Genomic DNA, 25,843 nt, shown 5'->3' with positions numbered 1-25,843 from the left:
CGAGCGTCGTCCTTAGCGACCCTGGGTTCCTGCATGCGCAGGAACACTGTCGTCTTCGGAACGCGCCACCGATGGCTCTACAGAGCCATCATTCTCAACCACATCTGCATCGGGGTCACGCCCATGCAGCCGATCGAGCCGGCGCATCACCGGCGTCACCGTCAGCCCGTGCATCAGGATCGACAGCAGCACCACCAGCCCCAACAACGCCCATAAGCGGTCGGCATTCGCCACCTCGATATGGTTGAGCCCGTAGGCGAGATAATAAAACGACCCCATGCCGCGAATGCCGAAGAAGGCCAGCGTCAGCTTCTCGCTGCGTTCGGCGCGCGAGCCCAAAAAGCCCAAAGCCCCCGCCACCGGCCGCACCGCGAACAGCACCAGCACGGCCACCACCACGTCGATCCAGCCGAGCGGCGCGAGCAGCCCGCTGACCAGCGCGCCGCCAAACAACAATAAGCCGGCCATCATCGCCAGGCGTTCGATCTGCTCGGTAAAATCGTGCATGTCGCGCTGGAAATCGTGGCTGCGATGCGAGTGGCGCAGCGCCAGCGCGGCGACGAACACACCGAGAAACCCATAGCATTGCGCGATCTCGCACACGCCGTAGGCGATGAACGTCGCGGCGATCGCGATCACCCCGTCGCCGGTCTGCGCCAGCTTGCTCTCGGCCGGGATATGGAAAGTGATCCAGCCGAACAGCCGGCCCACGCCCCAGCCGATCGCCACCGCCACGGCGATCTCCCACACCACGCTATGCCACAGCCATTTGCCGGCCCAGGCCTCGCCGGTCACCGCCGTGGCCGCCAGCGCCAGTGCGAGATGTACGAAGGGAAAGGCCAAGCCGTCGTTGAGCCCCGCCTCAGAGGTCAGGCCGAAGCGTACCTCGTCCTCCTCGCCGGTCTTGGGCGGCCCGACCTGCACGTCGGCGGCGAGCACCGGATCGGTCGGCGCCAGCGCGGCGCCGAGCAGCAACGCCACCGGCAGCGGCAGGCCCAGCGCATAGACGCCGAGCACGGTAATGGCCGCGATCGTCAGCAGCATGGTCGGCCCGAGCAGCCGCCAGGTCACGCCCCAACGCCGCCAGCCGAACACGCGGTCGATCTTCAACCCCGCGCCCATCAGCGCGACGAGCACGACGAATTCAGTGAAATGCTCGACGAACACCGGATGGCGCGTCGGCAGCGGCACGATCGGCAGCGGCAGGAAATAGAATAAGGCCGCGCCGATCGCGATGCACACGATCGGCAGCGACAAAGGCAGCTTGCGCAGTGCCAGTGGCAGCCACGCGACCAAGGCGATCAGCAGGCCGGCGCCGGTCAAGGCAAGAATATAGGGCTCGGGCGGCCAGGTGAAGGTTTCGAACATGCCCAACGAACCCCTGGGCACGCCGGTCGTTCAACCGCCGCAACGTTTAATTACAGAGGCCGACCATCCGCTGCCGCGAAGTCCCGCGCGTCGCCGCGCGGGATCGGCTCAGCAGCGGCACGCACAGGCGCACTGCCGTACCTTGCTCTTCGGCCGCCACACCTTCTTCTTGGTGTAGCTCTTGCGCGGTGCGTAGGTCACCGTCTCGATATAATCGGTGGTCGTGGTTATCACCGCCGGCGCCTGGCTCACCGTCACCGTCGTGGTGACGACCGGCGGATACCAATAGCCGCCGCTGACATAGCCGCCCTGCTGCTGGTGAACATAGCCGCCGCCCTGCACGATTTCGCCCGGCTGGCCGTAGACTACCGGTGGCGCGGGATAGCCCGCACCATAGCCCGGCCCATCGTACCGCCGGCGATCCTCGCCTTTGTCGATCGCGTAACCGGCGACCGCGCCAACCCCGGCACCGATCAATGTACCCGCGGTGCGGTTGCCGCGCCCGGCGATCAGATTCCCCGCAACGCCACCAGCCACGCCGCCGATGATCGCCCCGCCGACGCCATTGTCGCGCTGCTCGGAATAGCCCTGACCACCGCCATCATATTGGTCGTCGCCATAATAACCGTCGTCATAGGCATAGCCCTGGTCGTAGCGATCCCAATCGAGTCCGCTGACCGAATCCCATACTTGGCCACGCTGGTCCATCAGCACGGCATCGTCGTAATAGCGCGTCCAGTTATAGCCATAGGGCGGCGCGGAGAGGCCATAGGACGAGTAATCGCTGATGTAGAAGCTTGGCGCGATCCAATAGCTCGGCAGGGTCCAGCCGCGGTACGGGCGATGATAACCGCCCCAGCCGCCCGGTGCGTTATGCCCGGCATACCAATGCCCACCGATCTTGTTGCCCCAGCGCGACGGGCGCCCATGGTTCCAGCCGCCCGGATTGGGGCGCGGATTGTTGTTCCAATGGCCCGGCTTGGGCGGGCGGGGCTGGTTATTCCAGCCGCCTGCGGGCGGCGTCGGGCGCGGCCCGTTATTCCACCCGCCGGCCGGGGTCGTGGGGCGGGGATGGTTCCAGTTGCCCGCGGGCGCCGGCCGCGGCGCATTCCAGTTGCCGCGCGACTGGATCGACGACGAACTGCGCGCCGAGCTCGATTGCGACGCACTGTTGCCGAGTCGCTGCGCCGCAAGTGGGCTGGCCGACAGGGCCAACGCCCCCAAAAGTGCCGCAAAAGTCAGGGTCCGCATGGTAAAAGCTCCTACCTTGGCAACATACCACACGGTCGCTGCCTAGAATTCTTAACGCGATCGTTACCATTTACGGGCGTTTCTCGCCAGATCATGCGTGTCCCGAATCGGATCAGCCGAGCCTGGGCGCGAGCAATGCCATCAGCGCTTCGCACCCCGCCGCGTCGCCGGCATCGAACCGCGCCGGTTCCGGGCTGTCGAGATCGAGCACGCCGATCAGCCGGCCCTGGCTGACGATCGGCACGACCAGTTCGGATCGGCTCGCTGCGTCGCAGGCAATATGGCCCGGAAAAGCGTGGACGTCCTCGACCAGCTGCGTCGTTCCCGTGGCGGCCGCCGTACCGCACACGCCCGCGCCCAACGCGATGCGGATGCACGCCACCTTGCCCTGAAACGGGCCGAGCACGAGTTCACCGTCGATCGCGCGGTAGAAACCGGCCCAGTTGAGATCGGGCAGATATTCCCACAGCAAGGCCGCGGCATTGGCCATGTTGGCGATGGCATCGGGCTCGTCCGCGGTCAGCGCGTCGAGCGCAGCGCTGAGATCGCGGTACAGGTCGGCCTTGCTGCCGGCTGCAATATCGAACTGGTACATCGGTTTCTCCGTCTTTCCGTGGCGTCCCTGTTGCGGCAGTCGCCAATCTGCGCAATCGCTAACGCATGGTCGCCATCCCCGTCACCCGCTCGATCTCGATCGACAGCGACGAGCTGCAGGAAAGCGCCACCCGCTCGGGCGGCGCCGGCGGTCAGCATGTCAACACCACCGACAGCGCGGTGATCCTGCGCTTCGATGTCGGCAATTCGCCCAATCTGCCGCTGGCAGTGAAGAACCGCCTGGCGATCCTTGCCGGATCGCGGCTGACGCGTGACGGCGTCCTGGTGCTGCGCAGCGAAGGCACGCGATCGCAATTGCTCAACCGGCAGGAAGTGCGCGAACGCCTTGTCGCGCTGATCCAAGAAGCGACGATCGTACCCAAGAAGCGCCGCCCGACCAAGCCGACACGGGCGTCGCAAACGCGGCGGGTGGATGGGAAGGTGAAGCGCAGCACGGTGAAGAATTTGCGTGGGAAGGTGCGGGACTAGCCACCCTTCCCCTCACCCTTACCGCTTCCCCGGCGCAGGCCGGGGCCCAGTCGAGGAACAGCAGTAAGCGGGCGCTGCGCGTCGTAACATCAACCTTCGCTCCTGTGCCCCGGCCTTCGCCGGGGAAGCGCAGAAGAGATAAAGCAGCTATTCGGCTTCGCGCACGGCGGTATCGCCCACCGTCGCAACGTCCGCCCCCTCGGGCAACTCAAACCCGGCCTCGGCGAACCGCGCCGGCAGCGGCGCCACCGCCACGATCGGCGCCTTGCCCACGCGCGGCACGGTCAGCGCCGCGGCGTGCAGCAAGCTATGTTTGCCACCCGAGCCGTAGATCGGATCCCCCACCACCGGCGCGCCCAACGCTTCTGCGGCGTGCACGCGGATCTGGTGCGTGCGCCCGGTTTCCGGGGTGAATTCGACGAACGAGCGCCCGTCCTTGACTTCGAGCACGCGCCAGCCGGTGCGCGCTGCCTTGCCGGCGGGATCGCCCTTCATCCGCCAGCCCGCTTCCGCGCTGCTGATCTTGGACAGCGCCAGATCGATCACGCCCTCGCCTTCGACCACCCCCTCGAGCACGGCGAGATAGCGCTTGGTCACCAGCCCCTGTTCGAACGCCTGCTGCAAGCGCGCATGCGCCTTGGGATTGCGCGACAAGAGCAGGCAACCCGACGTATCGCGGTCCAGCCGGTGCACGGCATGCGGCCAGCGCCGAAACCCGAAGGTGAGGCCAGCGAGATGGTTTTCAAGGCTGATCGATCCATCGCGCGGGCGATCGACCGGCAGGCCGGCGGGTTTGTCGATGACCAGCGCTTCGCCGTCGAGAAAGAGAACATGATTTGCAAGCATGCCGCCCCCTTGCCACCGCTTGGCCGCGCATGCCAGAGAAACACCCCGTGACCCCCTTCCTCAAATTCGTCATCGGCGCGTGCGGCTGGTTGCTTGGCATGGCGCCGGCGCTGGCGCTCGCGCTCCCCGTTCAGCTTTGCCCGACCCAGACGGCGGAAGCAGGGACGGACGGCCGCGTGCTCGGCCACCTGCCCTACGGCCAGGGCGCTGAGGCCGATCTGCTCGTCGCGCCGCCCGGCTTCGGCATCGGCGGGCCATGCCGCTTGCAGCGCGCCGCCGCGGTCGATCTCACCCGCTTGCTGCAGGCCGCCGCCGGCGTGCCCGGTGTCGCCGGCACGCTGCGCGGCGTCTCCTGCTTCCGTTCGATCGAGTATCAGCGCCAGGTGTTCTGCGGCCAGATCGGCCCGGGCCAACGCTTCGCCAGCGCCGCCGAACGCGCCCGCGTCGTCGCCCCGCCGGCCTATAGCGAACACGCCACCGGCTATACGCTCGATTTCGCCATCCGCCCGTCGCTCGATTGCCCGGACGTCGACGCCTGCATCATCTGGCACCCGGCCGGGCGCTGGCTGATGGCGCATGCCGGCGAGTTCGGCTTCGAACTGTCCTTCCCGGCGGGCAATGCGCAGGGCGTCTCATGGGAGCCGTGGCACTGGCGCTGGGTCGGCACCTCCGCCAAGGCGCCCGGCGCCGCGGCCGCCCGCGCGATCTTCGCGCGCGCCGCGGCCAATTATCCCGCCATTCCCGGCCTGTACCTCAAGCCGCCGCGCGCCGTGCCGACGCTGCCCAACCCCGCCTTCCCGCTCTATTTCCCGCGCCTGCCCGGCATGTAGACGCGGAAACGGCCGATCGGGAGATCCCGACCGGCCGTCCGTTGTTTTGGAACGTATCTATGTCCGCGCGGCCAATGCTTCATCCGCCCCCGCCAGGGGGAGGTGGCACGCGCAGCGTGACGGAGGGGGCGGTAAGAGGCGCGCTTAGTTGGGGAGGACTTCGCTGACCTCCCCCTCCGTCGCCTTCGGCGCCACCTCCCCCTTGCGGGGGAGGATTTCGACCACCCTTAGTTCAAGCCGCCTGCTTGGCCGCGACTTCGGCGATGCGCTTGCCCTGATAGCGTGCGCCATCCAGCTCCTCGGCATGCGGCTGACGGCTGCCGTCGCCCGCGGCGATCGTCGTCGCGCCGTATGGCGATCCGCCGCGCACTTCGTCGACACCCATCTGGCCCTGGAAGCCGTAATCCAGCCCGACGATGGTCATGCCGAAATGCAGCAGGTTGGTGATGATCGAGAACAAGGTGGTTTCCTGCCCGCCATGCTGGCTTGCCGTGGAGGTGAACGCACCGCCGACCTTGCCGTTCAGTGCGCCGGTCGCCCACAGCCCACCGGCCTGATCGAGGAACGACGCCATCTGGCTTGGCATCCGGCCGAAGCGCGTTGGCGCGCCGATGATGATCGCGTCGTAGTCGGCCAATGCCTGGACGCTTTCGATCTCGGGGTGCGACGTATCCGTCTTGAACCCGGCGGCGGCGACCACGGCGGCGGGGGCAGTTTCCGGTACGCGGCGGATATCCACTTCGGCGCCACCGGCGCGCGCGCCCTCGGCCACGGCGTCGGCCATCTGCTCGAGATGGCCGTAGGAGGAATAATAGAGAACGAGGACTTTGGTCATGGGAAGTACCTTTCGTGAATTGAGGAAGAGGTAGGAAAGGCCGTCACCCCAGCGCAGGCTGGGGTCTCAATGGGGAGCGGCACTGCGCGCCCCACAAAGACCCCAGCTTTCGCTGGGGTGACGGGTGGCGGCTATTCGCTATCCACCAGCACGATTTCGCTGGCGTCGAGCGCTATGATCACCACGGTCTGGCCGCCTTCCAGCGCCGCGCCATCGCGGGCATCGAAGCGCTGGCCGTCAATCTCCACGGCGCCCTTGGCCAGCACGAAATAGGCATGCCGCCCCGTACCGACCGTATGCGTCAGGCGCTCGCCCGCGGCCACGGTAGCGCCAAGCACCCGCGCATCGGTGCGGATCGGCAAGGCACCCACATCCTCGGGGAAGCCGCTGGCCAACACCTGGAACTCGCCGTCGCGCGCTTCCTTGGGGAACGGTTTGGCGCCCCAGCTCGGCGCACCGCCCTTGCGGGTCGGCTCGATCCAGATCTGGAAGATCGTGGTGGTTTCATTCTCCAGATTATACTCGGCATGGCGCACGCCGGTGCCGGCGCTCATCACCTGCACATCGCCAGCCCCGGTGCGGCCTTTGTTGCCAAGGGAATCCTGGTGCGTGATGGCGCCGCTGCGGACATAGGTGATGATCTCCATGTCCTTGTGCGGATGCGCCGGGAAGCCGCTGTTGGGGCCGATCTCGTCATCGTTCCACACGCGGATCGCGCCCCAGCCCATGCGGGCCGGATCGTAATAATCAGCGAAGGAAAAATGGTGCCGCGCGTTGAGCCAGCCGTGATTGGCGTGGCCCAGGCTGTCGAACGACCGTTTGTCGATTTTGCTCTTGGTATCGATCATGGTGCAGTCCTTGAGAAGGAGTTGTTGCCGCCAAGATAAGAGTTTTGATCACACCGTAAATGGAAACGCTGGAAACCGATCGTTTCACGCTCTACCGTCATCCTGAACTTGTTTCAGGATCCAGGCGCGGTCGGTTATCACACCGACACTGTCATTGGGGCGGCTGACCGCGCCTGGATCCCGAAACGCGTTCGGGATGACGGAGAAGAGAGAATATGCGCCTGCCGGACCTCGAAGCCTGGGCGATCTTCGCGCAAGTCGTCGAATATCGCTCGTTCAGTGGCGCGGCCGACGCGATCGGCGTGTCCAAGGCGACCGTGTCCAAGGCGATCTCGCGGCTCGAAGCGCATCTCAACCAGTCGCTGTTCCACCGCACCTCCCGCCGCCTGACGCTGACTGAAAGCGGCAAGGCGCTGGCCGAGCACGCCGCGCGCATCCTGGCCGAAGCCAATGCCGCCGAAGAAGCCGCGCGCGACGCCGCCACCGCGCCCACCGGCCTGGTCCGCCTGACCGCGCCGATGACGCTCGGTCTGCTCCACGTCGCCCCGCTGGTCGCCGAATTCCTCACGCTGCATCCGGGCATCGAGATCGATCTCAACCTGACCGACGGCAAGGTCGATATCGTCGCCGACGGCTTCGATGTCGCGCTGCGCATCGCCGATCTGCCGGATTCGTCGCTGCGCTCGCGCCGCCTCGGCCCGGTCACCGCGCATATCGTGGCGGCCCCGTCCTATCTCCAACTGCATGGCCGTCCGACCCATCCCGCGCAGCTCGGCGAACGCCCCTGCTTCGCTTATACCAACGTCACCGGCCCGTGGCGCTTCCAGGGCCCCGACGGCGGCGAGGCCGCTGTGCGCCCGACCGGACCGCTCAGTGCCAATAGCGGCGACGCGCTGCTGCCCGCGCTGCGCGCTGGCCTTGGCATCGGCATCCTGCCCGATTTCATCGTCGGCCCGGATCTGCTCAACGGCACGCTGGAAGCGATCCTTACCGATTGGACGCTCCCTCCGATCGCCCTGCATTTGTTAACGCCCCCCAGCAACCTCAGGCCAGCGCGCGTGGAGACGCTGATCGCGTTCCTCGCCGATCGCATGCGCAGCGTGTGCACCGCAGAAGGCTTTGGCTAAGATAACAATTGTTGCTTAAGCGCAACGAACCCCCATCGTTTACCCTTTTGCCCCATTCCACCTTTACCTCTGCACCCTGCGAATCACCGATCACCTCGTTAGCAGCCCGAACGACTCGTGGATTCAGGCCACTTAAGCCGAAATTAACCTTTTACCTTCATCACTGATGAGGTTAATGGTTTATGCGCAACCCGGTCGAGCCACAGGGAGCTTCGATACGTTGCGAGTGGACAGGGGACGGCCTGATGCGCGTGTTGTTGATCGAAGACGAGCCCTCGACCGCCAAGGCGATCGACCTGATGCTGACCACTGAAGGGTTCAACGTCTACACAACCGATCTCGGCGAAGAGGGCCTCGATCTGGGCAAGCTGTATGATTACGATATCATCCTGCTCGATCTCAACCTGCCCGACATGCATGGCTACGACGTGCTCAAGAAGCTCCGCGTCGCCCGCGTGCAGACCCCGGTACTTATCCTGAGCGGCGTCAACGAAATGGATAGCAAGGTGCGCAGCTTCGGCTTTGGCGCCGATGATTACGTCACCAAGCCGTTCCACCGCGAAGAACTCACCGCGCGCATCCACGCCGTGGTGCGCCGCTCGAAGGGCCATAGCCAGTCGGTCATCCGCACCGGCAAGCTGGCGGTCAATCTCGACGCCAAGACGGTCGAAGTCGATGGCAGCCGCGTTCATCTGACCGGCAAGGAATATGCGATGCTCGAGCTGCTCTCGTTGCGCAAGAGCACCACGCTGACCAAGGAAATGTTCCTCAACCACCTGTATGGCGGCATGGACGAGCCCGAGCTCAAGATCATCGACGTGTTCATCTGCAAGCTGCGCAAGAAGCTGTCGCTGGCCTGCGATGGCGAGAATTACATCGAGACCGTCTGGGGCCGCGGCTATGTGCTGCGCGAGCCCGATGAAATCGGCACCCCGATCGCGGCGGTCGCCTGATAGTTCCGCTCCGGGGGAAGCGAGGCCGCGGCACCGGGGGGCGCCGCGGCCTTTCGTTTTTCCGGGTCGCCTTCTAACCCCAAAAACAACTGTCATCCTGAACTCGTTTCAGGATCCAGGCGCGGCTAGAAGACCCAAGACGGTGTCAATGAGGCAGGTGACCGCGCCTGGATCCTGAACCAAGTTCAGGATGACGTTATTTTTTAAGCCGTTGCGGCACCGCCAATGGCGCCAACCCATAATCGAGCGCCACATCCCGCCACGTCGGATTGCTTGCCTCGATCAGATTGATCTTCCAGTCGCGATGCCAGTTCTTCAACTGCTTCTCGCGCAGGATTGCCGCCTCCATCGTACCGAAAACTCGATCAACACGAGCCGCTTGATGCCATATCGCGCGGTAAAGCCTAGGATGAGTTCGTCACGATGCTGGATCATCCGGCCGATCGGCATCGACGTGACACCAATGTACAGCGATCCGCGCTTCTGGCTTGCCAAGATATAGACCGCTGGAGTGCGTTCCATCTGCCGAATCCGTGCCGCCGGTGACCGCGCCTGGATCCTGAAACAAGTTCAGGATGACGGCAAGGGTTGCGGCTCGAACTTATAGCGCGGTCACTTTCGCTCCCACACCTTCTCTCCCCCGACCCATGTCTCCTGGACCTTCGTCGCGCGCAGATCGCTCGGGCTGGCCAGGAGCGGATCGCGGTCGACGATGATGAAATCCGCGCGCTGCCCCGTCGCCAGCCGCCCGAACTTGTCTTCGGCGAAGCCGGCATAGGCCGCGCCCTGCGTGAATGCCCACCACGCCTGCTCGCGCGTGATCGCCTCTTCCGGGCGCCAGCCACCGAACGGCTGGCCGGCCGCATCCATGCGCGTAAACGCCGCCGCCCAGCCGGCGAACGGATCCGGGCTCTCGACCGGATAATCCGACCCGAACGCCAGCTTTGCGCCGTTGGTCAGCATCGAGCGCCACGCATAGGCCCCCGCCAACCGCGCCGGCCCCAACCTCGCCTCGGCCATCGTGCGGTCGCTGGTCTGGTGCACCGGCTGCATCGACGCGATCGTGCCATATTTGCCGAAGCGGGGCAGATCCGCGGGATCGACGATCTGGGCATGTTCGATGCGCCAGCGCCGATCGCCCTTATAGGTGTCGGACATCGCCTCGATCGCGTCGAGCGCCTGCAGATTGGCCTTGTCGCCGATCGCATGCACGGCGACCTGGAAGCCCTCGAGCGACGCGCGGCTCATCAGATTGCGGATCACATCCTCGGCCATGAAGCCCAAGCCGCGTTCCTTCGGCGCATCGCTATACGGCGCCTTCAACCATGCCCCGCGCGAGCCGAGCGCGCCATCGGCGTATAATTTCACCCCGCCGAGCCGCAATTTGTCGCCATACAGCCACGGCGTCGGCCCGCGCCCGGCGATCTGCACCGCGGTATCGACGCTGCTGGCATAGCTCATCACGCGCACGCGCATCGCGCCGAGATCGCCCATCCGGCGGTATGCGAGCCAGTCGTCCAGGCTCGTGCCCATGTCCGCCGTCGCGGTGATGCCGTATGACAGCAGGATGCTCTGCGCTTTCAGGAACGCGTTGTTGCGGTCCATCGGCAGCGGCTGCGGCAGCGCCTTTTCGATCAGCCCCTGCGCGGCATCGACGAACACCCCGCTTGGTGCCGCGTTGGCGCCTGGGCCGCTCTTCTCGATCCGCCCGCCCGCCGGCGACACGCTTCTCGCGGTCACGCCGGCGGCCTTCATCGCCGCCGTATTGGCCCAGCCGGCATGCCCGTCGGCGCGGGCGAGCCATACCGGCCGATCACCGAGCACCGCATCCAGATCGGCCGCGGTCGGGAACCGGCCCAGCCCCCACACTTCCTGGTTCCAGCCGCCGCCCAGGATCCATTTGCGCTCCGGATTGGCCTTGGCATAGGCCGCGATCTTGGCCGTCGCTTCGGCCAGCGTCTTGGTATCCGACAGGTCCAGCGCCAGCGCACGGAAGCCCAGGTCCATGAGGTGGCCATGCCCGTCGACGAAGCCCGGCAGCAAGGTCTTGCCCTTCATGTCGGACCGCCAATCGAGCTTTTCGGGCCGTTTGTCGCCGCGCTTGAGCAGCCGCGTGACCTTGCCGTCCGGCGACATCAGCAGCCCGGTAAACTGGATCGGCCGGCCGTCCTTGTCCATCGTCACGCCATTGACGTTATCGACCAGGGCGTCGGCAAGGGCGGGGGTTGGGAGCAGCAGGGCCAGCCCCATCACCAAACCCGTCGTCCCGGGCTTGGTCCGGGATCCAACGTCCCGCAAACGCAACGCGCGTGGCGCACGCAGCGCGTTGGATGCCGGACCAAGCCCGGCATGACGGTGGAGAACAAAACTCACTTCGGCAATCTCCTGACCAGCGCGCTGGTATCCTGGCGCGCTCCGCCCATTTTCTGCACTTCGGCATAGAATTGATCGACCAAGGCAGCGACCGGCAGCACCGCGCCGTTGCGCTTCGCCTCGTCCAGCGCGAGCCCCAGATCCTTGCGCATCCAATCCACCGCAAAGCCGAAATCGAACCGGTCCTCGCCCATCGACTCCCAGCGATTGACCATCTGCCAGCTTTGCGCCGCCCCGCCCGAAATTGCCTCGAACACCTTGGCCAGGTCGAGCTCGCTGGCCTGCGCAAACCGCAGGGCCTCGCTCACCCCCTGCAGCACGCCGGCGATGGCAATCTGGTTGACCATCTTGGTCGTCTGCCCCGCCCCCGCTGCGCCGACATGGACGATGCGCGCCGCATAGGCGGCGATGATCGGCTCGGCCTTGGCCATGGCCTCGGCCGATCCGCCGCACATGATCGACAGCTTGCCATTCTCGGCGCCCGCCTGCCCGCCGGATACCGGTGCATCGATCACCAGCCCGCGCACGTCGGCCAGTCGCCGCGCGAGATCCGCCGACACGGTGGTATGGTCGATAAATACCGCGTCCTCCCGCATCGTGCCGAACGCGCCGTCCGGGCCGAGCGTCACCGCCGCCAAATCGTCGTCATTGCCGACACAGGTGATCACCGCATCCTTGCCCGCTGCCGCTGCGGCTGGCGTAGCGGCGACGGTAAGCCCGGTCGCCTCGGCTTTGGCGCGGGTGCGATTGTAGACGGTGAGGTCATGTCCCGCCGTGGCGAGATGCCGCGCCATGGGCGCGCCCATGACGCCGGTTCCGATGAATGCGATTGTTGCCATGCCCTCGCGATAGTCAGAGTTTCCCCGCGGCGCCAGATGGTCTAGGCGCGCTATCCTATGGCAAGTCTCCCGCTCCCCCTCGCCCCGATGCCCGTCACGATCGACGATATCCGTACCGCGCACGCGCGCATCCGCGATCAGATCGTCCACACGCCGACCTTTATCAGCCGTACGCTGAGCGAACTGACCGGCGCGACCGTCTATCTCAAGTTCGAGAACCTGCAATTCACCGCGGCCTATAAAGAGCGCGGCGCGCTCAACACGCTGCTGCAACTCCCCGCCGGCACGCCCGGCGTGATCGCCGCCTCGGCCGGCAACCATGCGCAGGGGCTGGCCTATCACGCGCACCGCCTCGGCATCCCCGCCACCATCGTCATGCCGACCAACACGCCGACGGTGAAGGTCACGCAGACCGAAGGCCATCACGCCACCGTCGTGCTGCACGGCGAGACGTTCGACGCCGCTTACGCCCATGCCCGCGAACTCGAAGCGGTCAACGGCCTGACCTTCGTCCATCCGTTCGACGATATCCGCGTCATCGCCGGCCAGGGCACCGTGGCGATCGAAATGCTCGCCGACGTGCCCTCGATCGACACGCTGATCACGCCGATCGGCGGCGGCGGGCTGATCTCCGGCATGGCCACCGTCGCGCGCGCCGCCGGCCGTCCGATCGAAGTGATCGGCGTCGAAGCGGAACTGTTCCCGTCGATGTACAACCGCATCAACGGCACCAACCTGCCCTGCGCCGGTGATACCTTGGCCGAGGGCATCGCGGTCAAGGAACCGGGCGCGATCACCAGCATCATGGTCGCAGACCTGGTCGACGACATCGTGTTGGTCAGCGAACGCAATCTGGAACGTGCGGTCAGCCTGTTGCTGCAGATCGAGAAGACCGTGGTCGAGGGTGCCGGCGCTGCCGGGCTCGCCGCGCTTCTCCAGCATCCCGAGCGGTTCAAGGGCAAGACGGTCGGCGTGGTCCTATGCGGCGGCAATATCGACACGCGCTTGCTCGCCAACGTGTTGTTGCGCGATCTTGCCCGCTCCGGCCGTCTCGCGCGTTTGCGTATCCGCCTGCAGGACCAGCCTGGCGCGCTGTTCAACGTCGCGCGGATCTTCGATCAGCAGCGCGTCAACATCATCGAAATCTACCACCAGCGCGTGTTCACCACGCTGCCGGCCAAGGGCCTGATCACCGATATCGAATGCGAAACCCGCGACCGCGCGCATCTCGACCGTCTGATGGCCGCGCTCAACGACGCCGGATATGAGGCCAGCCCGGTCGAACTGACGTAACGGCTCGACCACCTCCCGGCTTTCACCGCGGAGCACCAAATAGCAGGCGGTCGCGATATTAGCGCCAAGCGGAATCGGGCGTGCGACGAACCGAATCACCCCAGCCTTCACGATTCAGCGCGAATCCGCTAGATTCAGCGCGTTAGGGGTTCGCGTTTCACCTGTTGGGCTATCACACCGCCGCAGTCGCGCGGACCGATCCTTGGCGAGCTCTTCCCGAACATCCAAAATATCGCGTTAACCCTCATTCGTGGTAAAGCCGCTTTTCATCATGCGAGAAGCGATTCATAACGCCCCCAAGCCGCATTTTCGTGTGGCGCAAAAAGGGGGCCACCGGCGGTGACTGCGCCATTCCGTTTTCCACGTTTTTTCGTGACCAGCCCGGCGCCCTGCCCTTATCTGCCCGGTCGGCAGGAACGGAAGGTGTTCACCGAACTGAACGGCCCACACGCCGGCGATCTCAACGACGCGCTCGGCCGGATCGGCTTTCGGCGCAGCCAGTCGGTCGCCTATCGCCCGAGTTGCGCAGGCTGCACCGCCTGCGTCTCGGTTCGCGTGGTGGCGGGTGAATTCGTCGCCAACGCCACGCAGCGCAAGCTGATCAAGCGGCTATCGACGCTCGACGTCGCCGCCTGCCGCCCCTGGGCGACCGACGAACAGTTCCAGCTGCTGCGCCGCTATCTTACCGCGCGCCATCCGGGCGGCGGCATGGCCGGGATGGACGAGGGGGATTATGCCGACATGGTCGAACATTCCCCGGTCAACAGCTTCATCGTCGAATATCGCTTGCCCGCGGTCGATGGCCGCCAGGGCAAGTTGATCGGCTGTTGCCTGACCGACCAACAGGCCGACGGCCTGTCGATGATCTACAGCTTCTTCGATGCCGACATTGCCGGCCTCGGCAATTACATCATCATGGACCATATCCTCCGCGCCCGCGCGGTCGGCCTTGCCTATGTCTATCTCGGCTATTGGGTGAAGGGCTCGCCGCGCATGGAATACAAGACGCGCTACCGGCCTTTGGAAGTGCTCGGGCCATCGGGCTGGAATTTGCTGCCGGAGGAACAGATCTTGGCGGCGCCCGTATCGGCGCGGCTGCAGGCCGCGTTAGAAGTAGAACTGGCTTAATCTCATTCCTTCCCCTGCTGCCGTTTCCCCGGCGGAGGCCGGGGCCCAGTCGAGCAACAGAAGTTGGCGAACGATGCCCGACTTCGCCAGGACCTTCACGACTGGGCCCCGGCCTTCGCCGGGGAACGAGCTTATTCGGCGCTTGGCGCCACCGTGACGTCCACATCCATCTCTTCGTCTCCCTCGCCGAGCCGCGACCCCGCCACCGGCGCCGCGCCGGCCGCGTCCAGCGCCACCGCGACGCGCACATAGGCCTCGTCGGCAGAGCGGCCCGCCGACGGATCGAACGCCACCCAGCCCAGCCGCTCGACGAACGCCTCGGCCCAGCCATGCGGCGCCGGGCGATGCTCGCCGCCAAAGGCAAAGCGGCTATAGCCCGACACGTAGCGCGCCGGCACGCCAAGCGCATGCGCCGCGGCGATGAACACATGCGCCATGTCGCGCGGCGTCGCCTTGTCCAGCGTAAAGGCCTGTGCCGCCGTCCGCCCCATCACCGGGCGGTCGCGATCCGCAACGAACCGTGCGTTGAGCGCCAGATTGAGCCGGTGCAGCCGCCCGATCAGGTCCGTCCCGCCGGACACTGCATCCGCGGCGAAATCAGTGATCGCCACATCCGCCGCGGTCAGCGGCGTCGCGCGCAGGTACAAAGCCGGCGGCAACACCTCGTGCGCGCCATGCACCACGCCGTCGGTGCTGTTGGTCAGGATTTCGCCCGACACCGCGATCTCGATGCTATCGACCGGCCCGGCGGCGTACAGCATGGTCACCTTGTTGCCGAACCCGTCCCGCCCCGGCCGCAGCCGCGCATCGCAATCGACGTGCAGGTGCCACGACGCCACGGTCTGGTCGTCGGTATCCTCCGGTGTCAGCCGCAGCATCTGCGTCAGCCGCCCCTGCGGCACCGAGAAACGATAGGTCGTACGATGATCGATGCTCAGCCGCATCAGCTGAACTTGAACTGGCGGCCGATCGCCGCGTGGAGCAGATCGTTTTCTGTCAGGAACGCCTGCAGATATTGGTGCAAGCCGTTGACGATCACCTCGCCGGTGCGCGTCTTGGCCAACCGCGTATGCCGCATCCGCGCCATCCGGTCTGCTTCGCCGTGCAACCCGGTACGCTTGGCCAGCAAGCTGAGAATATCCACCGTTTCCTCGACGGAAGCGGCCAGGCTGCGCGGCAATTCCTGCCGCGCGATGAGCAAGTCGATCACGTTGGCCGGCTTCAGTCCCTCCGAGTAAAGCCAGCGATAGGCGGTCACCGCCGACACGGTCTGCAGGATCGTCGTCCACTGGTCGCGATCGACCACGCCGCCGACGCGCTCGCCCTCGGGCAACAGCAAATGGTATTTCACGTCGAGCAGCCGCGCCGTATTGTCCGCGCGCTCCACGGCTTGGCCCAGGCGGATGAACTGCGTGGTCTGGTTGCGCAGCATCTTGTGGATCGCGCCTTCGAACCCCCGCGCCTCGGTTTGCACTGATTCCACCAGGTTGAGCGTTGCCACCGCGCCACCCGCGCTATGCCGTTTGTCGAACACCAGCCAGGCCCGGTTGATCGCCGTCCACGCCTCGCGCGTCAGCGCGGTGCGCACCGCACGCGCATTATTCCGCGCCATATCCAGGCATCGCACGATCGATCCCGGATGGCTGCTGTCAGTGGTCAGGAAATGCGCCACGTGTTGTTGCGACACTTCACCCGGCGTCTTTTCGAACGCCGTATCCGTCTCGGTCACGCGCAACGCGCTCAGCCACGCCGCCTCGCCCGCCGGCCGCGGCGACAGCACGTCGAGCCGCACGGTGGCCTCGACCAACCGTGCGACGAAATCCGCCCGCTCGATATAGCGCCCCAGCCAGTATAGCGACGACGCAGTGCGTGACAGCATCAGCATGCGCGCGTCCTCACTGCTGCTGCCCTTGGGTCATGCCACCCATGGTCTGGCTCTGCGCCATCGGCTTGCCCATCGTCTGGCGCTGCGCCTGCCCCTGCATCAACACGAAACTGTCCTTCGTTCCCCCGCCCTGCGAGGAATTCACCACCAGCGACCCTTCTTTGAGCGCGACCCGCGTCAACCCGCCCGGCACCACCTGTACGCCCTTGGACCCGGTCAGCACGAACGGCCGAAAATCGACATGCCGTGGCGCCAGCCCGCTATCGGCCAAGGTCGGCACGGTCGACAAGGCCAAGGTCGGCTGCGCGATATAGCGCTCCGGCTCGGCGATCAGCGCGGCACGGAAATCCTCGATCTCCTTCTTCGACGCGGTCGGCCCGACCAGCATGCCATACCCGCCCGACCCGTCGACCAGCTTCACCACCACGTCTTCGAGATTATCGAGCACGTATTTCAGCGCCTGTGGCTCGCGGCAGCGCCACGTCTCCACGTTGGGCAGCTTGGCCTCGCCGCCGGAATAGAATTTCACGATCTCGGGCATGTAGCTGTAGATCGCCTTGTCGTCGGCAATCCCGTTGCCCGGCGCATTGAGCAAGGCGACATTGCCGGCCGCATAGGCCGCGATCAGCCCAGGCACACCGAGCATCGAATCCGGCCGGAATACCAAGGGATCGAGATAATCGTCGTCGATCCGGCGATAGATCACATCGACCCGCACCATCCCGCCGATCGTGCGCATCCACACGATATCGTCATCGACCACCAGATCGGCCGCCTCGACCAATTCGATGCCCATCGAATCCGCCAGGAAGCTATGTTCGTAATAGGCCGAATTATAATGGCCCGGCGTCAGCACCACGCAGACCGGGTTCATCGCCCCATGCGGGGCGACCGACTTCATCGTCTCGAGCAGCCGATCGGGATAGGAATCCACCGCCGCGACGCGGAATTCCCGGAAAAGCTCGGGGCACAGCCGCAGCATCGCTTCGCGATTCTCCAGCATGTAGGACACACCCGACGGCGTGCGCGCATTATCCTCGAGCACGAAGAAATCGTCCGGCCCGGTGCGCACCAGATCGATGCCGCAGATATGTGCCCAGATGCCATGCGGCGGACGCATGCCAGCGATCTCCGGGCGGAATTGTGCGTTGCCGAAGATCAGGTCGGGCGGCAGGATGCCGGCGTCGATGATCTTTCGCGCGCCATAGATGTCATCGAGAAACGCATTGATGGCTTCGACGCGTTGGACAAGTCCTTCGGACAGGCGCGACCATTCGTCGGCCAGGAAGATGCGCGGCACGATATCGAACGGAATGATCCGCTCGCTCGCGTCACTCTCACCGTAAACGGCAAAGGTGATGCCGAGCTGCCGGAACGTCGCCTCGGCGCTTTCCTGGCGACGGCGCAATTCCTGCGGCGGCGTATCCTCGATCCACTGGCCCAACGCGGCCAGCTCCGTGCGCGGTATGGTGCTTCCGCCATCCCCCATTATCTCGTCGAACGCTTGGCGATTCCCCATCTAGATCGTAATGCCCCCGTATCGATTGAGTTCCATGCTGCGTTAGATTGCTGCGCTGCACAAGGGGCGGGCTGCGGGCTTTCTACCCCCACCCGTCACTCCGGCCCTGGTCCGGCGTAACGAAGCGTTCAGGTCCCCAAGCCCGCCAGCAAACCGGGCGTCAGCACCTGTGGCAAGACCTGCGGCGCAACCGTCCCCGGCGCATAATAGAGATATAGCGGTACCCCGGCCCGGTTATGTGCCTCGATAAACCGCCCGAGTACCGGATCGCCATCGGTCCAATCCCCCACCAGCACCGCTACCTTGTTCTTGGCAAAGGCGTCCCGCGTCGCCGCGATATCGATCGCCGCCGCTTCGTTGACCTTGCACGTCACGCACCAATCGGCCGTGAAATAGACGAATACCGGCCGTTTCTCGGCCCGCAGGGCGGCCAGTCGCGCCGCGCTAAACGCCTCATGCCCTGCCGCCTGCACCGCAGCCGCCGCCGGTGCCCGGCGCACCAGCATCGTCGCGCCCACCGCGATCGCCACCAGCACCACCGCGATAGCCAAGCCGAAACCCAGCCCACGGCGCTGCCGCCGCCCCGATACCCACAAGGTCAAGCCGACCAACAACGCCCCGGCCAGACCGAGCGTCAGCCCGTCTACCCCCGCCTGCCGCCCCAGTACCCAAGCGAGCGCCAGCGCGGTCAGCCACATCGGTACGCTCAGCACATGGCGAAACGTCTCCATCCACGCCCCCGGCTTGGGCAGTCGACGCCGCAGCGCCGGTACGAACCCCAAGGCCAGAAAGGGCAAGGCCAGCCCCAAGCCGAGGCCAGCAAAGATCGCCAGCGCCGCCGCCCAGGGCAGTACCAGCGCTGCGCCGAGCGCCGCGCCCATGAACGGCCCGGTGCACGGCGTCGCCACGAACGCGGCCAGCGCGCCGGTGGCGAACGCGCCGCTCACCCCGCCGCTATTGCCCACGAACCGCGGCGTGGGTATTTCAAACAATCCGGCGAAATTGAGCGCCAGCGCCACCGTCAACAACAGCAGCAACACGACCACGCGCGGATCCTGCAGCTGAAACGCCCAGCCGACCGCATTGCCCCCCGCCCGCAGCCCCAGGATCAGCGCCCCCAGCCCCACGCACACTGCGATCACGCCCGCCGCATAGCCCAGCGCCTCGCGCCGCGCCGCGCGTTCGTCGAGATGGCCGCGCGCCAGGCTCAGCGCCTTGATGCTGAGGATCGGAAACACGCACGGCATGACGTTGAGGATCAACCCGCCAAGCACCGCGCCGCCAAACGCCAGCAATGCGGCCAGCCACACGCTGTTGGCCGCCGCACTGCCCGATCCACGCGCCACCACCCCCGGTACGGCAGTCACCGCCAGCGCCAGGTCCGGCCCGATCCGCAACACACCGTCCAGCGTCTGCCCGCCGGCCTTCGCCTTGGTCGTGATCAGCACGCGATCGCCGTCCCGCGCGATGATCTGCGGCGCGGCATTGTCGATAGCATTGGTCGCGGGAAAGAAATAACCATCGGCCAGTGGCGCGCGCGCCGGATAGGGCACTGCGATGGTCGCCACGCCGTTCGTCACCTGCCACGTCGCCTTCGTATCGAGCTGCTTGGGAATCGCCCGCCGCCACGCATCGAAGCGCGCGCGATCTTCGGCCGTCACCGCCCCGTCGCCAACCACCAGATCAATCGCCAGATCGGCCTCCTCCGGCACGCACAAGGTCTTGGTGCACACCAGATAGCTCATCTTGAGCCGCACCGGGAGCTTGGTCCCCGGCGCCAGCCCGGCCGGCACGCCGAGCGTGACCAGCGGCGCATAGGGCTTTTCGAACACATAGTTCATCAGCCCGGCGATCAGCAACGTTCCTGGCACCGGATAGGCCGGCGTGCTCGCCGTCACGCCCGCGGGCAGGGTCCAAGTCAACGTCGCCGGAAATCCGGCATCGCCGGGGTTCGACCAATAGCCATGCCAGTCGCGCTCCGGGCGCGTGTCGAGCGCTAGCGTGACGGTCGATCCCGCCGCCGGGCGCGCGCTTTCCGCCACCATCTCGATCGCCAGATGCGGCACGCCACCCACAGCGGGCAGCGTGTCCGCCAGCGCCGGCGTCGCCAGCGTCGCCAAGAGTGTCACAAACATGACCCATAAACCGCGCATCGGCATTCTTGTCCCTATCATCGCCCTCGCGCATAGCGGGGGGACGATCGAATTGCACCCGAAGGAAATAGTCGTGAAAGCCATTGCAGCCGTCATCGCGCTCGCGCTCGCCGGCACCGCCCCAATCCTGCCCGCGCCGCTTTCCGCGCAGCAGGCCCCTGCTCGCCTGCCCGTGCCGACCGCGCCCAAGGGCAAGCCCAAGCTGCTCGTGGTCGTCTCGGTCGATCAATATTCGGCCGATCTGTTCGGCGAATATCGCAACTCGTACAATGACGGGCTTGCCCGATTGGCCAAGGGCGCTGTGTTCCCCTCGGGTTTCCAGAGCCATGCCGCGACCGAGACCTGCCCGGGCCATTCGACCATCACCAGCGGCTATCGCCCGGCGCATACCGGGATCATCGCCAACAATTGGGTCGACCAGGCCGCGCCGCGCGCCGACAAGAGCGTCTATTGCGCCGAAGACGAGACCGTCCCAGGCAGCAATTCCGGCAACTACACCGTCTCCGACAAGCATCTGAAGGTGCCCACGCTGGGCGAGCGCATGAAGATCGCCGATCCCCGCACCCGCGTCGTCTCGGTCGCGGGCAAGGATCGCGCCGCAGTGATGATGGGCGGCCACAACGTCGATCAGCTGTGGTGGTGGGGCGGCAAGAACTTCGTCAGCTATGCCGGGCGCGCCGAGCCCGCCGTCGTCACCCGCGCCAATGCCGCGATCACCGCGCTGATCGGCCGCCCCCAGGCTGCGCTGCCCGTTCCCGAAAACTGCTTGTCCAAGGACAAGGCGATCGCCATCGGCGCCGGCAAGACCGTCGGCACCGGCCATTTCGAGCGCGCCGCCGGCGACGGCAAGGCGTTCCGCGCCTCGCCCGCGTTCGACGCCTCGATCTTTGCGCTCGCCGCCGGGCTGGTGCAGGAGATGAAGCTCGGCCAGGGCCCGCAGACCGACATCATCACCGTCGGCGCCTCGGCCACCGATTATATCGGCCATACCTATGGCACCGAGGGCGCGGAAATGTGCCTCCAGCAGGCCGAGCTCGATCGCAATCTCGGCGGTTTCCTCGATGTGCTCGATGCCACCGGCGTCGATTACGAAGTCGTGCTGACCGCCGATCATGGCGGCAACGACCTGCCCGAGCGCGAAGTGCTGCAGGGCATGCCGGAGGCGCAACGTGTCGATATCGCGCTCGCCCCCGCAGTGATGGGCAAGGCGATCGGCGAGAAACTCGGCATAACCGGCCCGACGTTGTTCGGCGATATTCCCAATGGCGACATCTGGGTCTCGACCGCGCTGGCACCCACGCAGCGCAAGGCCGTGCTGGCCGAGGCGATCGCGCGCTACAAGGCGCTGCCGCAAGTCTATACCGTGCTCACCGCAGCGCAGATCCTGGCCACACCGATGCCGAAGGGCGCACCGGAAAATTGGACGGTGCCGCAAAAGGCCCGCGCGTCGTTCGACGCTACGCGCTCGGGCGATCTGCTGGTGTTTCTCAAGCCCCGCGTCACGCCGATACCCAGCGCCGGCGGTGGCTATGTCGCCACGCACGGTAGCCCATGGAATTACGATCGCCGCGTGCCGATCCTGTTCTGGCGCGCCGGCATGGCTGGCTTCGATCACGCCGGCGGCATCGAGACGGTCGATATCGCGCCGACGCTCGCCCATACGATCGGGCTGCCGTTGCCGGGCGTCGACGGCAAATGCCTCGATCTTGCGCGCGGCGGCGCGCCATGCAAATGAGCGCGCGGTAACCTGACGGCAACGGACTGCCCGCTACAGGGGAAGCGTGACCCCACGCTTCCTCCTGTTGACCTTCGCGTCCTGTCTCATCGTCTTCGCCACGATCTGGGCGCTGACCACGCCGAAAAGTGCGCCCGTGGCGACGGCGGCGGACGCCCCGGCGATCCTCTATGCCGATTGCGATGCGGTGCGCGCCGCCAATGCCGCGCCGCTGCGCGCCGACCAGCCCGGCTATCGCCCGGCGCTGGACGGCAATATGAATGGCGTTGCCTGCGAACCGATCGCTGGCCCGACGAGCGCGGCCCCGGTGAACAACACTCCCTCGGCCCCGACCGAGCCTGCGCCCGAGCCATACACACCGCCGCCCGAGCAACCCCAACCCCAGCCCCAGCCCGAAGGGCCGCAACAATCGCTACCGGCGATGATGTAACCAGTCAGCGCGTCTCGAACGCTCTGATCCCGGCCCCGAGTCGATTCGCGCCGAGCGCCAGCTGGTCGCCGCTATAATCCGCCACGAAGGCCGGGCTGTGCGTGTCGCCCGGCATCATCGTGGCACTATTATTCTCGATCCGCAGCCCGGTGGACGCATAGGTGCGCGCTTCCGCCGCCACCACGATCAGCCCGGTCCAATTTTCCTTGGCCCGCCCCTGCACCATGGTGTTGCGCGCGATCAGCCCCGTGGCCCCTTCCGACAGGTCGATCATGTAATTGGTCCGCGTGCCCGCGGTATCGTCAAAACTGTTGTCGGTGATCGACACGTGCGGCGCGCGCAGCTTGACGTAATGCCCGCCGCGCCCGCGCTCGAAGCGGGAATTGGTCACCGTCACCGAGCCCTTGTTGGCGAGATACAGCGAGTGCGAGCATTCGCTCGTCTCGCGGCAGCGGCCGAGCCCGGAAAAGGTCGAATGATCGATGACGATTTTCTGCGCCGCCGGTTCGCCTCCCAGGATGCCCTCCTCGCTATCGAGAAAGGTCGAATTGCGCACCGTCAGATTGCCCAGTTCGGTGCGGATCCCGGCGCCGTTGCCGTCGGGCACGCGCATGCCGCGAAACACCAGCCCGTCGACGGTCGCCTCCAATCCGCGCAGCACGAACGCGGCCTTGTCCTCGCATGTCACGCTGTCGAAGATCACGGTGCCCGGCTGAACCGCCTTGAACGTGATCCGCCCGCCTTCCTGGACGGTGCATTGGCGATACACGCCCGGCGCGATCAGGATCGTCGCGGTGCCCATGCGCACCGCATTCACCGCGGCGTCGACCGTGTCATAGCCTTGGCCCGTCTCGGCGATGACGAACGGGGCGCGTGCCTGCTGTGCACTTGCGGGGGCGGACAAGGCGAGGGCGACCAGGGTCAGGGATCGGATAGACATGGCGGGAACTCCTTCTCGCCAAGACTGTGCAAGGGAGAGGCCCAAAGAAAGGGTAAAAGCCGGTTAACGACAGCAATCGAACGATCGGGACGTTACCGGCCCGATCGTTCGTTCCAAATAGATACGCTTTGTGTGCCGCGGGGAGCTATATAGGTGCTAGCTCCCCCGTCTACCTCACTTGGCCGCGCGTGCCGTCAGCCACTGCGCCGGCGTCAGCGTCTGTGGCACGATACGGATCTCGCCGATCGCACCGAGGAAGCCGCTGCCCGGAGGGCCACCGTCCCAGAAGCCAGCACCGACCACCCAGCGTTTGGCGAGGTTGGCTATCCCGCTAGTTTCGTTGATATTGCGCAGCACCGGCGCACCTTCGACATACATCGTGGTAATCGACTTGGCCTTGTCGTGCACGATCGCGACATGCAGCCAGCGATCGACGATGATCTCACCCGACCAGTTGGTCCGCGCGATGATATAATCGGGATTGGGCGACCAGTATGAGGCTGCTTCCCACTGGACCTCGCGCAGGTTGGAGATCGCCATCTGCAGCGGCGGCGATTCGGGCAGGCCGCCGTACCAGCCAGCGATGTTGCCGCGCCGTCCCTCGCGCGTCATGATGTTCATCCAGGCGTTCTTGGCGGCGGTCCAGTCCTTGCCGATCTTGATGAACGCCTCGACGGTATAGCCGTCGCGATATTCATCGTCGTTGACGGCTGCGTCGAGCGCCGTCCAGAAATAGCTGGCGCGCCCGCTCTGGGCGTTGCGGAACTCGATTGCCCCCGGTGCCGAGGACAGCCGGTGGTGATCGTCGGTCCATACCAGGTCGCTCAACTGTGCGGTATTGCCAGCTGGGAAGTCGATCGGCGCGCGGGTCAGCGGATTGCCGCTCTTCGAGGCATCGGCGATCTGGTGCAGTGCCGGGACGGCCGTACCCGCGGTGCCGCCATAGAAACGCCAGTGCGCCGTCGTGCCGGCGATCACCGGATAGTCCTCCGCGTTCTTGGCCGGGATCGCTTCGATTGGCTTGGGCTCGGTATAGCCGGCGAGCACCTTGGCCAGCGCCGCGGTGGTGAGAGAGGTGTGCGACGCCGCTACCGTGCCCGCCGCGAAGTTCGGGGCGAAGCGCTTGAAGCGCTCGGCGAAATTCATGTCGATCGTGAAGGCGTGGTTGCTCTCGGTTAGCACTGCCTGATCGAAGGAATTGAGCGTGTCCTTGGGCTTCTGCGGCACCCAGGGCGAGAACGTGCTGGCAACGATCTTGTTGTTGGTAAAATCGAACTCGTAGAACCGCATCAGGCCGTTGCCGCCCTGATAGGCCATCTGATAATCGACCACCATTTCGACCACGTCGTTGCCGAACACGTTCTTCTTGATCAGCCGCGACGAGCCGTGAATATGGCCGTTGACGGTCATGAAGATCTGATCGTTATTCTTGATCAAATGATCCCATAGCATCAGCCCGTAATCGCTTTCCAGCGGGGCGACGGCGTCGTTGGCGATCGACAGCAGCTCATGGCAGACCAGAATGACGGGCAGCGTCGGATGGGCGTTGATGACGTTCTGCGCCCAGTAGATGCCGGCCGGCGATACGCGCCATGACAGGCCGATGACGAGGAATTTCTGCCCCTCGGCCTCGAACATGTGATATTCGTGGAATCCGCTCTGGTCGCGCCCGCCGAAGGTCTTCTGCTTGGCCGCACGGTCCTTGCCGAACCACTTGACGAACGGCTCCTTGCTCAGGTCGCGATCGGCATCGGTGCCGGTGAAGGGGCTGGCCGGATCATAGCCCATGCCGTTGAGCACGTCATGGTTGCCAGCGATCACCGAATAGGGCAGCGCGGCGTCTTCGAGCAGCTTCATCGCCGCATCCGCGACCTGCCACTCGGCCTCGACGCCCGACTGATCCACGACGTCGCCGACATGAATGACGAACGGGATGTTGAGCGTCTTGGCATTGTCGACCAGCCACTTTGTCTGCGCCTTGTATGGCTCGCTGCCGTAGAGGGCGTCGAACTGGTTGCCGGTCGCCTTCGTCGCATAGCGCGAATAGAATTGAGTGTCGGGCAGCACAGCCAGGCCGAAGCTCGATACCTTCGTGGTAGCGGATGGTGTCGGCGTCGGGGTCGGTAGAGGATCGCGGCCATCGGCATCGTTGCTGCCGCACGCCGCCAGCGCACCCGTCATCGTCAAGGCCGAGATCATCCCGCCCCATTTTACGATATTGCGACGGCTGTGCTGTGCGGCGGTGAATTGATCGATCGGCGACGCCAACGCATCTATTTCCGATCCGAAATGTTCGATTTTATCAATCATGGTCGCGACCCCGCCTTAGTGAAGCCGCGCCCTATCTGTCGCCCGTGACGTGCACAGGAAAGCGGCGTGACACTTTGACTGTTCAGGATATTATTGT

22 protein-coding genes and 1 pseudogene are annotated in these 25,843 nt (G+C 65.6%); 8 read left to right on the top strand and 15 right to left on the bottom strand.

Features of this window, described 5'->3' with window-relative positions; translation table 11 throughout:
* Positions 1–12 precede the first annotated feature (12 nt).
* From U1739_RS01020 to msrC, 3 genes are all read right to left on the bottom strand, one after another.
* A complete protein-coding gene (locus tag U1739_RS01020) occupies positions 13–1,368 on the bottom strand; it encodes a cation:proton antiporter (protein WP_332703104.1) in 1,356 nt (451 codons plus the stop codon).
* A 108-nt stretch (positions 1,369–1,476) separates the two neighbouring features.
* Positions 1,477–2,619, bottom strand: coding sequence for an RcnB family protein (locus tag U1739_RS01015; protein WP_332703102.1), 1,143 nt, complete (start codon positions 2,617–2,619; stop codon positions 1,477–1,479).
* Positions 2,620–2,731: 112 nt separating this feature from the next.
* Entirely contained in the window at positions 2,732–3,214 is a 483-nt protein-coding gene (gene msrC / locus U1739_RS01010) for a free L-methionine (R)-S-oxide reductase MsrC (RefSeq protein WP_332703100.1), read from the bottom strand.
* 65 nt (positions 3,215–3,279) lie between these two features.
* Between msrC and arfB the strand changes: the two genes are divergently transcribed.
* Positions 3,280–3,702 carry an alternative ribosome rescue aminoacyl-tRNA hydrolase ArfB gene (arfB, locus tag U1739_RS01005; RefSeq protein WP_332703098.1) on the top strand — a complete coding sequence of 141 codons (423 nt, stop codon included), beginning with the start codon at positions 3,280–3,282 and terminating at the stop codon, positions 3,700–3,702.
* 147 nt (positions 3,703–3,849) lie between these two features.
* Here arfB and U1739_RS01000 read toward each other — a convergent pair whose 3' ends face one another.
* A complete protein-coding gene (locus U1739_RS01000; RefSeq protein WP_332703096.1) occupies positions 3,850–4,548 on the bottom strand; it encodes an RluA family pseudouridine synthase in 699 nt (232 codons plus the stop codon).
* A gap of 47 nt (positions 4,549–4,595) precedes the next feature.
* On the opposite strand from U1739_RS01000, the gene U1739_RS00995 reads away from it, so the two are divergent.
* On the top strand, positions 4,596–5,378 hold the full coding sequence (locus U1739_RS00995; protein ID WP_332703094.1) for a M15 family metallopeptidase: 783 nt from the start codon (positions 4,596–4,598) through the stop codon (positions 5,376–5,378).
* Between the two features lie 232 nt (positions 5,379–5,610).
* Here the strand turns inward: U1739_RS00995 and wrbA are convergent, their stop codons facing one another.
* Together wrbA and U1739_RS00985 are read right to left on the bottom strand one after the other, a co-directional pair.
* Positions 5,611–6,213 carry an NAD(P)H:quinone oxidoreductase gene (gene wrbA / locus U1739_RS00990; RefSeq protein WP_332703092.1) on the bottom strand — a complete coding sequence of 201 codons (603 nt, stop codon included), beginning with the start codon at positions 6,211–6,213 and terminating at the stop codon, positions 5,611–5,613.
* A 131-nt stretch (positions 6,214–6,344) separates the two neighbouring features.
* Positions 6,345–7,061 carry a pirin family protein gene (locus U1739_RS00985; RefSeq protein ID WP_332703090.1) on the bottom strand — a complete coding sequence of 239 codons (717 nt, stop codon included), beginning with the start codon at positions 7,059–7,061 and terminating at the stop codon, positions 6,345–6,347.
* Between the two features lie 215 nt (positions 7,062–7,276).
* Here U1739_RS00985 and U1739_RS00980 point away from each other — a divergent pair, with 215 nt between their 5' ends.
* Positions 7,277–8,188 carry a LysR family transcriptional regulator gene (locus U1739_RS00980; RefSeq protein WP_332703088.1) on the top strand — a complete coding sequence of 304 codons (912 nt, stop codon included), beginning with the start codon at positions 7,277–7,279 and terminating at the stop codon, positions 8,186–8,188.
* A gap of 245 nt (positions 8,189–8,433) precedes the next feature.
* Positions 8,434–9,141, top strand: a complete 708-nt coding sequence (gene ctrA / locus U1739_RS00975) for a response regulator transcription factor CtrA (RefSeq protein WP_332703086.1) — start codon at positions 8,434–8,436, stop codon at positions 9,139–9,141.
* A 196-nt stretch (positions 9,142–9,337) separates the two neighbouring features.
* On the opposite strand, the pseudogene U1739_RS00970 reads toward ctrA, so the two are convergent.
* The 3 genes and pseudogenes from U1739_RS00970 to U1739_RS00960 all read right to left on the bottom strand — a co-directional run bounded on the left by U1739_RS00970 (position 9,338) and on the right by U1739_RS00960 (position 12,353).
* Positions 9,338–9,663, bottom strand: a pseudogene (locus tag U1739_RS00970) (GIY-YIG nuclease family protein).
* A 90-nt stretch (positions 9,664–9,753) separates the two neighbouring features.
* Positions 9,754–11,391, bottom strand: a complete 1,638-nt coding sequence (locus U1739_RS00965) for an amidohydrolase (RefSeq protein WP_332703084.1) — start codon at positions 11,389–11,391, stop codon at positions 9,754–9,756.
* Between the two features lie 119 nt (positions 11,392–11,510).
* Positions 11,511–12,353: an NAD(P)-dependent oxidoreductase gene (locus U1739_RS00960; RefSeq protein ID WP_332703082.1), complete on the bottom strand. Its 843-nt coding sequence runs from the start codon at positions 12,351–12,353 to the stop codon at positions 11,511–11,513.
* Between the two features lie 57 nt (positions 12,354–12,410).
* Between U1739_RS00960 and U1739_RS00955 the strand changes: the two genes are divergently transcribed.
* Positions 12,411–13,646 (top strand): threonine ammonia-lyase, encoded by a 1,236-nt coding sequence (locus U1739_RS00955; RefSeq protein ID WP_332703080.1) that lies wholly within the window; start codon positions 12,411–12,413, stop codon positions 13,644–13,646.
* A 339-nt stretch (positions 13,647–13,985) separates the two neighbouring features.
* Positions 13,986–14,774 carry an arginyltransferase gene (locus U1739_RS00950; protein WP_332703078.1) on the top strand — a complete coding sequence of 263 codons (789 nt, stop codon included), beginning with the start codon at positions 13,986–13,988 and terminating at the stop codon, positions 14,772–14,774.
* 131 nt (positions 14,775–14,905) lie between these two features.
* Here U1739_RS00950 and U1739_RS00945 read toward each other — a convergent pair whose 3' ends face one another.
* The 4 genes from U1739_RS00945 to U1739_RS00930 all read right to left on the bottom strand — a co-directional run bounded on the left by U1739_RS00945 (position 14,906) and on the right by U1739_RS00930 (position 20,331).
* Positions 14,906–15,718: a transglutaminase family protein gene (locus U1739_RS00945; RefSeq protein ID WP_332703076.1), complete on the bottom strand. Its 813-nt coding sequence runs from the start codon at positions 15,716–15,718 to the stop codon at positions 14,906–14,908.
* Positions 15,718–16,653 (bottom strand): alpha-E domain-containing protein, encoded by a 936-nt coding sequence (locus U1739_RS00940; RefSeq protein ID WP_332704812.1) that lies wholly within the window; start codon positions 16,651–16,653, stop codon positions 15,718–15,720. The genes U1739_RS00945 and U1739_RS00940 overlap by 1 nt, the downstream gene beginning before the upstream one ends.
* 16 nt (positions 16,654–16,669) lie before the next feature.
* Positions 16,670–18,178, bottom strand: a complete 1,509-nt coding sequence (locus U1739_RS00935) for a circularly permuted type 2 ATP-grasp protein (RefSeq protein ID WP_332703074.1) — start codon at positions 18,176–18,178, stop codon at positions 16,670–16,672.
* 128 nt (positions 18,179–18,306) lie between these two features.
* On the bottom strand, positions 18,307–20,331 hold the full coding sequence (locus U1739_RS00930) for a protein-disulfide reductase DsbD family protein (protein ID WP_443025495.1): 2,025 nt from the start codon (positions 20,329–20,331) through the stop codon (positions 18,307–18,309).
* A gap of 73 nt (positions 20,332–20,404) precedes the next feature.
* On the opposite strand from U1739_RS00930, the gene U1739_RS00925 reads away from it, so the two are divergent.
* Positions 20,405–22,066: an alkaline phosphatase family protein gene (locus U1739_RS00925; RefSeq protein WP_332703072.1), complete on the top strand. Its 1,662-nt coding sequence runs from the start codon at positions 20,405–20,407 to the stop codon at positions 22,064–22,066.
* A 46-nt stretch (positions 22,067–22,112) separates the two neighbouring features.
* Positions 22,113–22,496, top strand: coding sequence for an excalibur calcium-binding domain-containing protein (locus U1739_RS00920; protein WP_332703070.1), 384 nt, complete (start codon positions 22,113–22,115; stop codon positions 22,494–22,496).
* A gap of 4 nt (positions 22,497–22,500) precedes the next feature.
* Here the strand turns inward: U1739_RS00920 and U1739_RS00915 are convergent, their stop codons facing one another.
* A complete protein-coding gene (locus tag U1739_RS00915; protein ID WP_332703068.1) occupies positions 22,501–23,436 on the bottom strand; it encodes a right-handed parallel beta-helix repeat-containing protein in 936 nt (311 codons plus the stop codon).
* Positions 23,437–23,610: 174 nt separating this feature from the next.
* Positions 23,611–25,746 (bottom strand): LamG-like jellyroll fold domain-containing protein, encoded by a 2,136-nt coding sequence (locus U1739_RS00910; RefSeq protein WP_332703066.1) that lies wholly within the window; start codon positions 25,744–25,746, stop codon positions 23,611–23,613.
* Positions 25,747–25,843 lie beyond the last annotated feature (97 nt).

Source organism: Parasphingomonas puruogangriensis, assembly GCF_036663635.1.
In the GTDB taxonomy this organism is placed as follows: Bacteria; Pseudomonadota; Alphaproteobacteria; order Sphingomonadales; family Sphingomonadaceae; genus Sphingomonas.
The sequence above is the reverse complement of the archived record's forward strand: the minus strand, read 5'-3'. Positions and strand labels throughout refer to the sequence as shown.

What these genes read in the sequence shown, in the direction of transcription:
- ctrA (WP_332703086.1), top strand. Translation starts at nt 8,434, where the DNA reads ATGCGCGTGTTGTTGATCGAAGACGAGCCCTCGACCGCCAAGGCGATC.
- msrC (WP_332703100.1), bottom strand. Translation starts at nt 3,214, where the DNA reads ATGTACCAGTTCGATATTGCAGCCGGCAGCAAGGCCGACCTGTACCGC.
- U1739_RS00930 (WP_443025495.1), bottom strand. Translation starts at nt 20,331, where the DNA reads ATGCGCGGTTTATGGGTCATGTTTGTGACACTCTTGGCGACGCTGGCG.
- U1739_RS01020 (WP_332703104.1), bottom strand. Translation starts at nt 1,368, where the DNA reads ATGTTCGAAACCTTCACCTGGCCGCCCGAGCCCTATATTCTTGCCTTG.
- U1739_RS01015 (WP_332703102.1), bottom strand. Translation starts at nt 2,619, where the DNA reads ATGCGGACCCTGACTTTTGCGGCACTTTTGGGGGCGTTGGCCCTGTCG.
- U1739_RS00910 (WP_332703066.1), bottom strand. Translation starts at nt 25,746, where the DNA reads ATGATTGATAAAATCGAACATTTCGGATCGGAAATAGATGCGTTGGCG.
- wrbA (WP_332703092.1), bottom strand. Translation starts at nt 6,213, where the DNA reads ATGACCAAAGTCCTCGTTCTCTATTATTCCTCCTACGGCCATCTCGAG.
- U1739_RS00965 (WP_332703084.1), bottom strand. Translation starts at nt 11,391, where the DNA reads ATGGGGCTGGCCCTGCTGCTCCCAACCCCCGCCCTTGCCGACGCCCTG.
- arfB (WP_332703098.1), top strand. Translation starts at nt 3,280, where the DNA reads ATGGTCGCCATCCCCGTCACCCGCTCGATCTCGATCGACAGCGACGAG.
- U1739_RS00945 (WP_332703076.1), bottom strand. Translation starts at nt 15,718, where the DNA reads ATGCGGCTGAGCATCGATCATCGTACGACCTATCGTTTCTCGGTGCCG.
- U1739_RS00955 (WP_332703080.1), top strand. Translation starts at nt 12,411, where the DNA reads ATGGCAAGTCTCCCGCTCCCCCTCGCCCCGATGCCCGTCACGATCGAC.
- U1739_RS01000 (WP_332703096.1), bottom strand. Translation starts at nt 4,548, where the DNA reads ATGCTTGCAAATCATGTTCTCTTTCTCGACGGCGAAGCGCTGGTCATC.
- U1739_RS00985 (WP_332703090.1), bottom strand. Translation starts at nt 7,061, where the DNA reads ATGATCGATACCAAGAGCAAAATCGACAAACGGTCGTTCGACAGCCTG.
- U1739_RS00940 (WP_332704812.1), bottom strand. Translation starts at nt 16,653, where the DNA reads ATGCTGTCACGCACTGCGTCGTCGCTATACTGGCTGGGGCGCTATATC.
- U1739_RS00960 (WP_332703082.1), bottom strand. Translation starts at nt 12,353, where the DNA reads ATGGCAACAATCGCATTCATCGGAACCGGCGTCATGGGCGCGCCCATG.
- U1739_RS00980 (WP_332703088.1), top strand. Translation starts at nt 7,277, where the DNA reads ATGCGCCTGCCGGACCTCGAAGCCTGGGCGATCTTCGCGCAAGTCGTC.
- U1739_RS00935 (WP_332703074.1), bottom strand. Translation starts at nt 18,178, where the DNA reads ATGGGGAATCGCCAAGCGTTCGACGAGATAATGGGGGATGGCGGAAGC.
- U1739_RS00915 (WP_332703068.1), bottom strand. Translation starts at nt 23,436, where the DNA reads ATGTCTATCCGATCCCTGACCCTGGTCGCCCTCGCCTTGTCCGCCCCC.